The 12,945-nt window shown below is 63.1% G+C and carries 7 protein-coding genes; all 7 read left to right on the top strand.

The features are described from left to right. Positions 1-172: 172 nt before the first annotated feature. Complete coding sequence (locus ACFHWW_RS08190; protein WP_379937943.1) at positions 173-1,432, top strand: VWA domain-containing protein; 1,260 nt, start codon at positions 173-175, stop codon at positions 1,430-1,432. A gap of 198 nt (positions 1,433-1,630) precedes the next feature. Next, positions 1,631-4,108: a glycogen/starch/alpha-glucan phosphorylase gene (locus ACFHWW_RS08185; protein WP_379937942.1), complete on the top strand. Its 2,478-nt coding sequence runs from the start codon at positions 1,631-1,633 to the stop codon at positions 4,106-4,108. A 41-nt stretch (positions 4,109-4,149) separates the two neighbouring features. After that, positions 4,150-6,315, top strand: a complete 2,166-nt coding sequence (gene glgB / locus ACFHWW_RS08180; RefSeq protein WP_379938062.1) for a 1,4-alpha-glucan branching protein GlgB — start codon at positions 4,150-4,152, stop codon at positions 6,313-6,315. Between the two features lie 113 nt (positions 6,316-6,428). After that, the gene (gene glgC / locus ACFHWW_RS08175; protein WP_003533906.1) at positions 6,429-7,691 is read left to right on the top strand and encodes a glucose-1-phosphate adenylyltransferase; all 1,263 of its coding nucleotides are present in this window, start codon (positions 6,429-6,431) and stop codon (positions 7,689-7,691) included. Positions 7,692-7,697: 6 nt separating this feature from the next. Beyond that, complete coding sequence (gene glgA / locus ACFHWW_RS08170; protein WP_379937941.1) at positions 7,698-9,140, top strand: glycogen synthase GlgA; 1,443 nt, start codon at positions 7,698-7,700, stop codon at positions 9,138-9,140. 4 nt (positions 9,141-9,144) lie between these two features. Beyond that, positions 9,145-10,773: an alpha-D-glucose phosphate-specific phosphoglucomutase gene (locus ACFHWW_RS08165; protein WP_100672903.1), complete on the top strand. Its 1,629-nt coding sequence runs from the start codon at positions 9,145-9,147 to the stop codon at positions 10,771-10,773. A gap of 131 nt (positions 10,774-10,904) precedes the next feature. Further along, positions 10,905-12,893 (top strand): glycogen debranching protein GlgX, encoded by a 1,989-nt coding sequence (gene glgX, locus ACFHWW_RS08160; RefSeq protein WP_379937940.1) that lies wholly within the window; start codon positions 10,905-10,907, stop codon positions 12,891-12,893. Positions 12,894-12,945: the final 52 nt, after the last annotated feature.

Here is a 12,945-nt window from a genome sequence, read left to right as displayed (position 1 = left end):
AAACGGCACATATGTCCTGCTTCGGCACGGCCGCACCGGGCGAAATTCCATTAGTAGCCATGGGTTTTTCAGGAGCTTCGCTAAAATTCAACCGATTTCCTGAACTTGAGAGCAAGGTATCGCCGCTAATTGTCGCCTCGGGCTTGCAATGTATTTGCTGGGGTGTTCACAGATGCGAAGACGTTCAATCATAAGCCGATCCTTCTTGGCGATGCTGCGCGATCGGGGCGGCAATTTCGGAATGATGACGGCGCTGCTCGCGCCACTGCTCCTGGCCGTGGGCGGCGTGTCCGTCGATGTCGCCAACATGCTGATGACAAAGAACCAGCTTCAGGACGCAACCGACGCGGCAGCGCTCGCGGCGGCTTCCGCGCTCGTATCCGATGCGAAACCGGACATCGAAGAAGCGAAGGCGATCGCACGCAAGTTCCTGAAGACCCAGACGGCAGTGGCCTCCGCGACCGACATGCCGGGCAAGGAACAGCAGGTTGGTACCCGCCAGGCTTCGGAGAGCGAGGGACCGGCGGCCGCAGCACCACAATGGGACGACATCAACACGACGGAGATCAATATCGCCGCGACGGCGAACGGCGCGAAGGGGATGTCGTTCCAGGTCACGGTCGCCAACAAACACCGCCTCCAGCTCAATGCGATGACACGCTTGCTCGGCCAGGAGTCGGTCGAGATCGAAACTCAGTCGACCGCCCAGAGCGCAACGGAGAGCAAGAACGCCCTGTCCATGTATCTGGTGCTCGACCGCTCCGGTTCGATGGCGTGGAAGACCAACACGGTCAACACGGCAAAGGCGAAATGCCAAAACTACACGGAAGCGAACTGGAGCACGTATCCTGACCTGAAGGCGACCAGCCCCTGTTACGTCACCAAGGTCGACGCCTTGAAGGCAGCCGTCGCCGACCTCCTTCGCCAGCTTGTGACGGCGGACCCGGAATCGATCTATGTCCGTACCGGCGCGGTTTCCTACAACTCCGCTCAGGACACGGCGAGCGGTCTCTCCTGGGGCACGAAGGGTGCAGCCGACTATGTCAACGCCCTCGTGGCAACGGGCGGAACTGCCTCCGGCAGCGCCTTCAAGACCGCCTACCAGAAGGTGACAGCCCTGACCGAAGACAGCGCGCACGGCGCCAGGAACGGACAGGTGCCGACGAAGTACATCGTCTTCATGACCGACGGCGAAAACAACTACGCCAATGACGATACCGTCACGAAACAATGGTGCGACACGGCCAAGGCGAGCAAGGTTCAGATCTACAGCGTAGCTTTCATGGCGCCGGACCGCGGCCAGAAGTTGCTGAAATACTGCGCCTCGTCCTCCTCGCATTATTTCGAAGCCGACGAGGCGTCCGATCTGGTCGCCGCCTTCAAGGCGATCGGCGAACGCGCCTCTGCACTGGCTTCCCGCCTGACGAAATGACTCGGGAGTCCGGCTGAAGTGCCGCCCGGTCCTGCCGGGCGGCCTTGATGTTCAACTGCTGCCGGAAGCGGGGGCTGACAAGCATCTGCTGTTTTAATCCTTTTAAAAACACCTGTTGCAAGCGCTTCGGATCGATGCATAAATTGCCCTTGAACCTGGTCGGTTCCGACCTGGGGCTTTCCGAAATGCAATAAGGGTATGACAGTTCTCATGATGACTCGGCTCTCAACCACCGAACTGCCGCAACCCGCCCTCAGATCCTCGGAACCCAGCCAGCTTGCAGTCGAGATCCTCGAGCGTCTGAAATACCGCATCGGCAAGGACCCGAAAGTCGCCAAGCCGCACGACTGGCTGACGGCCGCCATCCTCGTGGCGCGTGACCGCATCACCGACAAATGGATGGACTCCACCCGCAAGACCTATTCGACCGGCGCCAAGCGCGTCTACTACATGTCGCTCGAATTCCTCATCGGCCGTATGATGCGCGACGCGATGACGAATCTCGGCCTCATGGACGAGATGCGCGATGCGCTCGCCTCGCTCGGCGTCGACATCGACGTGGTTGCGGCTCTGGAGCCGGATGCGGCGCTCGGCAATGGCGGTCTCGGCCGCCTCGCCGCCTGCTTCATGGAATCCATGGCGACCGTCGACGTGCCTGCATACGGCTATGGCATACGCTACATGCACGGCCTTTTCCGTCAGCAGATGGCCGACGGCTGGCAGGTCGAACTGCCGGAGACCTGGCTCGCTCACGGCAACCCCTGGGAATTCGAGCGCCGCGAAAGCTCCTACGAGATCGGTTTCGGCGGCAGCGTCGAAACGGTCAACATCGACGAGGAAGTGCAGCGCTACGTGTGGAAGCCGGCCGAGCGCGTTATCGCCACCGCCTTCGACACGCCGGCCGTCGGATGGCGGGCAACGCGCGTCAACACGCTTCGCCTCTGGGCCGCGCAGCCGATCGACCCCATCCTGCTCGACGCCTTCAATGCCGGCGACCATATCGGGGCGCTGCGCGAAAGCAACAAGGCGGAAAGCCTGACGCGCGTGCTCTATCCGGCCGACGCCACTCCGGCCGGCCAGGAACTCAGGCTCCGGCAGGAATATTTCTTCTCCTCCGCCTCGCTCCAGGACATCCTGCGCCGTCATCTGCAGCAATATCCGGACTTCACGTCGCTGCCGGACGCCGTCGCCATCCAGCTCAACGATACGCATCCGGCGGTCTCCGTCGCCGAGCTGGTGCGCCTCTTGACCGATGTCCACGGGCTCGATTTCGAACAGGCCTGGGACATCTCTCGGCGGACCTTCTCCTATACGAACCACACGCTGCTGCCCGAAGCGCTCGAGAGCTGGCCCGTTCCGCTCTTCGAGCGATTGCTGCCGCGCCACATGCAGATCGTCTACGCCATCAACGCCAAGATCCTGATCGAGGCACGCCGGGAGAGGCACGCGACGGACGAGGCGATCCGCAACATCTCGCTGATCGACGAAACGGGCGACCGGCGCGTGCGCATGGGCAATCTCGCCTTCGTCGGCTCGCACTCGATCAACGGCGTATCGGCTCTCCACACCGAACTGATGAAGGAAACGGTCTTCGCCGACCTTCACGGGCTCTATCCGGACCGCATCAACAACAAGACCAACGGCATCACGCCGCGCCGGTGGCTGATGCAGTGCAATCCGGGTCTTTTCGGCCTGATCCGGGAGGCGATCGGCGACGAGTTCATGGACAATACCGAGGCACTTCAGGCCCTCGACGCCTTTGCCGACAAGGCGGATTTCCAGGAGCACTTTGCAGCCGTCAAGCGCGCCAACAAGGTGCGGCTGGCAAAGCTGGTCCAGGCGAATCTCGGCATCCGGATCGACCCCTCGGCGATGTTCGACATCCAGATCAAGCGAATCCACGAATACAAGCGGCAGCTGCTGAATCTCATCGAAGCGGTGGCGCTTTACGACCAGATCCGCTCCCATCCCGAGCTCGACTGGGTGCCGCGCGTCAAGCTTTTCGCCGGCAAGGCGGCACCGAGCTATCATAACGCCAAACTGATCATCAAACTTGCCAATGACATCGCCCGCGTCATCAACAACGATCCGGCCGTCCGCGGGCTCTTGAAGGTCGTCTTCGTCCCCAACTACAATGTGTCGCTTGCGGAAGTCATGGTGCCGGCGGCCGATCTCTCCGAGCAGATCTCGACGGCGGGCATGGAAGCCTCGGGCACCGGCAACATGAAGTTCGCGCTCAACGGAGCGCTGACCATCGGCACGCTCGATGGCGCCAATGTCGAAATGCGCGACTGGGTCGGTGAGGAAAACATCAAGATCTTCGGCATGACCGCCGAGGAGGTGGGCAAGGCGCGAGCGGAAGGACACAATCCGCGCGCCGTCATCGAAAATTCGCGCGAACTCTCGCAGGCGCTCGATGCGATCGCTTCCGGCGTCTTCTCGCCCGACGACCGCAATCGCTTCTCCGGCCTCGTGGACGGGCTCTACAACCACGACTGGTTTATGGTTGCAGCCGATTTCGAGGCCTATGCCAAGGCCCAGCGCGAGATCGACCAGCTCTGGACCACGCCGTCCGCCTGGTATTCGAAGGCGGTCCGCAACACCGCCCGCATGGGCTGGTTCTCGTCCGATCGCACGATCCGGCAATATGCCGGAGAGATCTGGAGAGCCGGATGACGGTTCCGCCCGGCAAGGACCCAGCCCCCGCCCCGCCAGGCATGCTGCCAGCGCCGGAAATCGCGGCAATACTTTCCGGTACCCACAACAACCCCTTCGCCGTCCTTGGCGTTCATGCCGCCGGCAAGACCTATGTCGCCCGGTGTTTCGTGCCGGGCGCGGACACGGTGGTCGCGGAAACGCTCAGCGGCAAGGAACTCGGCACGCTCGAGCGGCGCGACGAGGCCGGTTTCTTCGAGGGTCCGGTGGCGTTGCGCAAGGAGCAGCCCATCCGCTACCGCGCCCGCAACGACGGCGGCGAGTGGACCGTCATCGATCCCTACAGCTTCGGCCCCGTGCTCGGGCCGATGGACGACTACTATATCCGCGAGGGCTCGCATCTTCGCCTCTTCGACAAGATGGGCGCGCACCCGATCAGCCATGACGGCGCCGAGGGCTTTCACTTCGCCGTCTGGGCGCCGAACGCCCGCCGCGTGTCCGTGGTCGGCAGTTTCAACGACTGGGACGGACGCCGGCACGTCATGCGCCTGCGCGCCGACACGGGCATCTGGGAGATCTTCATTCCCGGCGTGCCCGTAGGCACGCCCTATAAATACGAAATCGTCGACAGCAATGGCACGCTGCTGCCGTTGAAGGCCGACCCCTTTGCCCGACGCTCGGAGCTCAGGCCCGAAACGGCTTCGATGACCGCAGGCGAGATCGCGCAGGACTGGGAGGACGAGGCGCATCGTCGTCACTGGGCCGAGATCGATCCGCGCCGCCAACCGATCTCGATCTACGAGGTCCATGCCGCCTCATGGCAGCGCCGCGACAATGGCGACATGCTCACCTGGGACGAACTGGCGGAAAGGCTGATCCCTTATTGCGTCGATATGGGCTTCACGCACATCGAGTTCCTGCCCATTTCGGAATATCCCTATGATCCGTCCTGGGGCTATCAGACCACGGGTCTCTATGCGCCGACCGCACGCTTCGGCGAGCCGGAGGGCTTTGCCCGTTTCGTCAACGGCTGCCATAAGGTCGGGATCGGTGTCATCCTCGACTGGGTGCCGGCGCATTTTCCGACCGACGAACACGGGCTTCGCTGGTTCGACGGCACCGCGCTTTACGAGCATGCGGATCCGCGCCAGGGTTTCCATCCCGACTGGAACACGGCAATCTACAATTTCGGCCGTCAGGAGGTCGTCGCCTTTCTGGTCAACAACGCTCTTTACTGGGCGGAAAAATTCCATGTCGACGGCCTGCGCGTCGATGCGGTCGCCTCGATGCTCTATCTCGACTATTCGCGCAAGCATGACGAATGGGTGCCGAACGAATATGGCGGCAACGAAAATCTCGAGGCCGTGCGTTTCCTGCAGACGTTGAACACCCGCATCTACGGCATTCACCAGGGCGTACTGACCATCGCCGAGGAATCGACGTCCTGGCCGAAGGTCTCGCACCCGGTGCATGCGGGCGGGCTCGGCTTCGGCTTCAAGTGGAACATGGGTTTCATGCACGACACGCTGCAATATCTCTCGCGCGAGCCCGTGCACCGGAAGTTCCACCACAACGACATGACCTTCGGGCTGCTCTACGCCTTCAGCGAGAATTTCGTGCTGCCGCTGTCCCATGACGAGGTCGTCCACGGCAAGGGGTCGCTGATCGCCAAGATGGCCGGCGACGACTGGCAGAAATTCGCAAATCTCCGGGCCTATTACGGCTTCATGTGGGGTTATCCCGGTAAGAAGCTCCTTTTCATGGGACAGGAATTCGCCCAATGGCGCGAGTGGTCCGAGGACCGCGGCCTCGACTGGAATCTGCTCGAATACAATCTGCATGAGGGGATGCGCCGTCTGGTGCGCGACCTGAACGGCACCTATCGCTCGAAGCCGGCGCTGCATGCGCGCGACTGCGAGGGCGACGGCTTCGAATGGCTGATTGCCGACGACCGCGAAAATTCCGTCTTCGCCTGGCTCAGGAAGGCGCCCGGAGAAAAGCTGGTCGCCGTCGTCACCAACTTCACTCCGGTTTACCGGGAGCGTTACGACATACCGCTTCCCGTGGCAGGGCGCTGGAAGGAAGTTCTCAACACCGACGCGGAAATCTATGGAGGCAGTGGCAAGGGCAACGGCGGCGCCGTCCAGGCAGAGAAGAGAGCGAACGGAGAGACAATCGCCACCATCACGCTGCCGCCTCTGGCGACGCTGATGCTGGAGCAGGATTAGAGCGTCCCGCCCGACGGGGACTGGCTCGACGGGCGGAACAGGAGGAAATCGTTTGGGCGCGAGGCGTCGAAGAGACGCCAAGCAGTCCCCCGAAATGATTTTGGGGAGGAAAAATGGTGGAAAAACGTACGCAACCCCTGGCCCGTGATGCCATGGCCTATGTTCTCGCCGGCGGCCGCGGCAGCCGGCTCAAGGAACTCACCGACCGGCGTGCGAAACCTGCCGTCTATTTCGGCGGAAAGGCGCGGATCATCGATTTCGCGCTTTCAAATGCGCTGAATTCCGGCATCCGGCGCATCGGCGTCGCCACGCAGTACAAGGCCCACTCGTTGATCCGGCACCTCCAGCGCGGCTGGAACTTCTTCCGGCCGGAGCGTAACGAGAGCTTCGATATCCTGCCGGCGAGCCAGCGTGTCTCCGAAACGCAGTGGTACGAAGGCACCGCCGACGCGGTCTATCAGAACATCGACATCATCGAGGACCATGGCGTCGAATACATGGTGATTCTCGCCGGCGACCACGTCTACAAGATGGACTACGAACTGATGCTGCAGCAGCACGTCGATTCGGGCGCCGACGTGACCGTCGGCTGCCTGGAGGTGCCGCGCATGGAGGCGACGGGCTTCGGCGTCATGCATGTGGACAATGCGGACCGCATCATCGCCTTCGTCGAAAAGCCGGCCGATCCGCCGGGGATCCCCGGCAATCCGGACATGGCACTCGCGTCCATGGGCATCTACGTGTTCCACACGAAATTCCTGATGGACATGCTGCGTCGGGATGCCGCCGATCCCAAATCGAGCCGCGACTTCGGCAAGGACATCATTCCCTACATCGTCGAACACGGCAAAGCGGTGGCCCACCGCTTCACCCATTCCTGCGTCCGATCCGACTTCGAGCGCGAGGCCTATTGGCGCGACGTCGGCACCATCGACGCCTATTGGCAGGCCAATATCGATCTCACCCATATCACGCCCGAGCTCGACATCTACGACAGCACCTGGCCGATCTGGACCTTCTCTGAAATCAAGCCGCCGGCCAAATTCGTCCATGACGACGAGAACCGCCGCGGCTCGGCCACGTCCTCGCTCGTATCGGGCGATTGCATCATCTCGGGTGCCGCTCTCAACAGGAGCCTGTTGTTCACCGGCGTCCGGGTGAATTCATACTCCAGACTCGAAAATGCCGTAGTTCTCCCCGACGTGACGATCGGTCGGCATTCGATTCTGCGCAATGTCGTCATCGACAGCCGCGTCGTCATTCCGGAGGGCCTGGTCGTCGGTGACGATCCGGAACTCGATGCTAAACGCTTCCGCCGCACGGAGAGCGGCGTTTGCCTGATCACGCAAACGATGATCGACAAGCTGGGAATGTAGCCGCGTATGAACATCCTGTCAGTTGCGTCCGAAGTCTACCCGCTGGTGAAGACGGGGGGCCTCGCCGATGTCGTCGGCGCGCTGCCCTCCGCACTTCTCCCGCATGGTGTGCGGACGCGCACGCTGGTGCCCGGCTATCCCTCGGTGCTGAAGAAGCTGAAGAAGAAAAAAACGGTCGGCCGCTTCGACAACCTCTTCGGCCATCCAGCCACGGTGCTTGCCGCCGAGGTCAACGGAATGGACCTGCTGGTCCTCGACCAGCCCGCTCTCTATGCCCGGGACGGTGGCCCTTATCTCGATTCGACCGGGCGGGATTATCCCGATAATTTCCGGCGCTTCGCCGCGCTCTCGCTGGCGGCTGCGGAGATCGCGGGGAACGGCATCATCTCCAACTGGAAGCCGGACATCGTTCACGCTCACGACTGGCAGACGGCGCTCACCCCCGTCTATATGCGCTTCGGCCCGGCGCCGGACCTGCCGACGGTGATGACGATCCACAACATCGCCTTTCAGGGTCAGTTCGGCGCCTCGGTGTTCCCTGAACTGGCGCTGCCGCCGGATGCCTTCTCCACGCAATTCGTGGAATATTATGGAGATGTCGGCTTCCTCAAAGGCGGCCTGCAGACGGCAAGCGCAATCACGACGGTCAGCCCTTCATACGCGCAGGAAATCCTGACGCCCGAATTCGGCATGGGTCTTGACGGGCTCCTGTCGAGCCGTGTCGCGGACCTGACGGGCATCGTCAACGGCATCGACGGAGACACGTGGGATCCGCAGACGGACCCGCACCTTCCGGCGCATTACGGGCCCGGCACGCTCAAACGGCGCGCCGGCAACCGCAAGGCGCTGGAAGAGCGTTTCGGCCTCGAAAAAGGTCCGGGGCCGATCTTCTGCATCATCAGCCGCCTCACCTGGCAGAAGGGCATGGACCTCGTCGCCGAAGCCGCCGACGATATCGTGGCTCTCGGCGGCAAGCTCGTCGTGCTCGGCTCCGGCGATCCGGCGCTGGAAAGCGCGCTTATGGCAGCCGCGTCGCGCCACCGCGGACATATCGGCATGGTGACCGGTTATGACGAGCCGCTGTCGCATCTCATGCAGGCAGGCGCCGATGCTATCCTCATTCCGTCACGTTTCGAGCCTTGCGGCCTGACGCAGCTCTATGGCCTGCGCTATGGTTGCGTTCCGGTCGTGGCCCGCACCGGCGGTCTCACCGACACGATCATCGACGCCAACGAGGCGGCGCTGTCGGCGAAGTGCGCGACCGGCTTTCATTTCCTGCCGGTGAACACCGACGGGCTAAAACTTGCGATCCGGCGCGTCCTGCGCGCATACAATGAACCCAAGCTCTGGGCACGCCTGCAGAACCAGGGCATGAAATCCGACGTTTCCTGGGCCAAAAGCGCGGAACGCTACGTCTCGCTTTACTCCGCTCTTCTCGCGAAAGGCTAAACAGATGACAAGAACCGTCTCGACCAACCCCTATGGGGACCAGAAACCCGGCACCTCGGGCCTGCGCAAGAAGGTCCCGGTATTCCAGCAGAAGAACTATGCCGAGAACTTCATCCAGTCGATTTTCGACTCGCTCGAGGGCTTCGAAGGCCAGACGCTGGTGATCGGCGGCGACGGCCGCTATTACAACCGCGAGGTCATCCAGAAAGCCGTCAAGATGGCGGCGGCGAACGGCTTCGGCCGCGTGCTCGTCGGCCGCGGCGGCATCCTCTCGACGCCAGCCGCATCCAATATCATTCGCAAATACAAGGCCTTCGGCGGCATCGTGCTTTCGGCAAGCCACAATCCCGGCGGGCCGACCGAGGATTTCGGCATCAAGTACAATGTCGGCAATGGCGGCCCGGCTCCCGAAAAGGTGACGGATGCGATCTTCGCCCGAAGCAAGGTGATCGACAGCTACAAGATCGCCGACGCGCCGGACGTCAATCTCGATGTCGAAGGCAGTCAGCAGGTCGAGGACATGACCGTGACGGTCATCGATCCCGTCTCCGACTACGCCGAATTGATGGAGAGCCTGTTCGACTTCGATGCGATCCGCAAGCTGATTGCCGGCGGCTTCCGTGTCGTGTTCGACGCGATGAGCGCGGTCACCGGGCCCTATGCCAAGGAGATCATCGAAAAACGGCTCGGCGCCCCGAAGGGCTCGGTCATGAACTTCATACCGCTGCCCGACTTCGGAGGCCATCATCCCGACCCGAACCTCGTTCACGCCCGAGCGCTCTACGAGACGATGATGGCGCCGGACGCCCCGGATTTCGGCGCCGCATCCGATGGCGACGGCGACCGGAATTTGATCATCGGCAAGGGAATCTTCGTCACTCCGTCCGACAGCCTCGCCATGCTTGCCGCCAATGCGCATCTGGCGCCGGGCTATGCCAAGGGGCTTGCCGGGATCGCTCGCTCCATGCCGACGAGCGGCGCGGCCGACCGTGTCGCCGAAAAGCTCGGCATCGGCATTTATGAGACGCCGACCGGCTGGAAATTCTTCGGCAACCTGCTCGACGAGGGCTTGGCGACGATCTGTGGCGAGGAAAGCGCCGGCACCGGATCGAACCATGTACGCGAGAAGGACGGGCTCTGGGCCGTGCTGCTCTGGCTCAACATCCTTGCCGCGCGCAAGGAAAGCGCACTCGAAATCGCCCGCAAGCACTGGGCGACCTACGGCCGCAACTATTATTCCCGGCACGACTACGAAGAGGTCGACACCGATGCGGCCAACGGCCTGGTTGCCGCGCTCCGCGACAAGCTCGCCGCGCTGCCCGGCAAGAGCTTCGGCGCGCTCACGGTCGAGACTGCCGACGATTTCTCCTACCACGATCCGGTCGACAAATCGGTCAGCAAGAACCAGGGCATCCGCATCCTCTTCGAGGGCGGATCCCGCGTCGTCTACCGCCTGTCGGGCACGGGGACGTCGGGGGCGACGCTGCGCGTCTATATCGAGCGCTACGAGCCGGATCCGGCGCGCCACGATCTCGATACGCAGGAAGCGCTTGCCGATCTGATCGCCGTTGCCGACGAGATCGCCGAGATCAAGGAGCGTACCAACCGCGACCAACCGAGCGTAATCACCTGAGGGTGCTGTACCAAGCGCCACTTCCTGCGCCCCCTCTTATCCCCCCTCTGCCCTGCCGGGCATCTCCCCCACAAAGGGGGAGATCGACTCGTGGCAAACCCATGCGATACTAGACTTCGAAAGAGGCCCCCATGCCGACGACCGGAATTTCACCTCTCGGCGTGACGCGCACACCCGACGGGAGGCGCTTTGCGGTCTGGTCGCACAATGCCGCCCGCATCGATCTCTGCCTGTTCGACGAAGCGGGCGACACCGAACTCAGCCGCCTGCCTATGCTGCGCGAGGGCGATGTCCACAGCATCGCGCTGCCCGACATAGCTGCCGGCACCCGCTACGGCTTTCGCGCCGACGGGGTCTACTCGCCGGACCATGGGCTTTGGTTCGATCCGTCGAAACTTCTGGTCGACCCCTATGCGGTGAGGCTCGACCGGCCCTTTCGTCACGACCAGCGGCTGACGGTCTTCGGCGAAGAGACGGCGCACCTCGTGCCGAAGGCCATCGTCACCGAGGCAAGACCGCTGGAGCCGAAGCCGCCGCTATTTCAGGCCGGGGGACTGATCTACGAGATTGCAGTCAAGCCGTTCACCATCCTTCATCCGGACGTGCCGGAAAGGAAGCGCGGCACGGTGGCTGCTCTCGCCGAACCCGTCGTCATCGATCACCTTACGAGGCTCGGCGTTTCCGCGGTCGAACTCATGCCGATCACGGCCTGGATCGATGAGCGGCACCTGCCTCCGCTCGGTCTCCACAATGGCTGGGGCTACAATCCGATCGCGCCGATGGCGCTCGATCCACGCCTGGTGCCGGGCGGCATCGAGGAGTTGCGCATGACCGTGGAGGTCCTGCACGAGGCCGGTATCGGCGTCGTCCTCGATCTCGTCTTCAACCACTCCGGAGAGAGCGATCGCTTCGGTGCCACGCTCTCGATGCGCGGGCTCGACAACCTGACCTATTATCGCCACGCGACGGGGCGCCCGGGCGAGCTCATCAACGACACCGGCTGCGGCAACACGATCGCCTGCGACCATCCGGTCGTCCAGCGTCTGATCCTCGACAGCCTGCGCCATTTCGTCCTTGCCGCCGGCGTCGACGGCTTCCGCTTCGACCTCGCATCGATCCTCGGCCGCGACATGGAGGGCTTCCGCCGCGATGCCGCGCTCTTCTCGGCCATCTGCGCCGACCCCGTCCTTTGCGACCGCGTGCTCATCGCCGAGCCCTGGGACACCGGCCCCGGCGGCTACCAGCTCGGCAATTTCCCCCATTCCTTCCTCGAATGGAACGACCGTGCCCGCGACGACATCCGCCGCTACTGGCGCGGCGACCGGCACGCGATCGGCGTCCTTGCAACCGCGCTCGCCGGCTCCTCGGACAGCTTTTCCCGCTGGGGCGAGACGGCCACGCGCAGCGTCAACTTCATCGCCGCCCATGACGGCTTCACGCTGATGGATCTCGTTTGCTACGCCCGCAAGCACAATGAGGCGAACGGTGAAGGCAATCGGGACGGCCACGACGAGAACTTCTCGTGGAACAACGGGGCCGAGGGTCCGATCGACGATCCGGAGATCGCCGCCTTCCGGCAACGCGATGTCATGGCGCTCCTCGGCACGCTCTTCACCTCGCGCGGCGCAATCATGCTGACGGCCGGGGATGAAGGCGGGCGCAGCCAGGGTGGCAACAACAACGCCTATGCGCAGGACAATGCCGTGACCTGGCTCGACTGGAGCAAACTCGACGGCAAGCTCGTCGAGCATACCGCCAGGCTTTCCGCCATGCGCCGGCGCTTCTCGGTCTTCGGCGAGACCGGGTTCTTCACCGGCAGCGGCGACGTCGCCTGGCTTCGCCTCGACGGGGAGCCGCTTACGGTGGAGGATTGGGAGCATCCCGCAACCGACAATCTCGTCGTGATGCTTGCGACCGACGACCGCCGTCAGGGGCGCCCGACCCGACTTGCGGTGGTCATCAACCGCAGCCACTCGCCGCATCCGTTCCGCCTGCCTTCGAGCCTTATGGGCGAATGGCGCGACGCACTCTCGGACCTTAGCGCTCCTTCTCTCGCACCGGCCCGTTCGGTCACCTTTCTCGCCGAGGTTTTCGAGAGCGCTCCGAAGAAAAGGGTCTGACGGTTTTCTGCCCGGAAGTGCCCGGCTCCAGAGAGTTGGATGGTTTCGCTGT

Source organism: Sinorhizobium sp. P24N7, from assembly GCF_042436655.1.
In the GTDB taxonomy this organism is placed as follows: domain Bacteria; phylum Pseudomonadota; class Alphaproteobacteria; order Rhizobiales; family Rhizobiaceae; genus Sinorhizobium; species Sinorhizobium meliloti_A.
The sequence above is the reverse complement of the archived record's forward strand: the minus strand, read 5'-3'. Positions and strand labels throughout refer to the sequence as shown.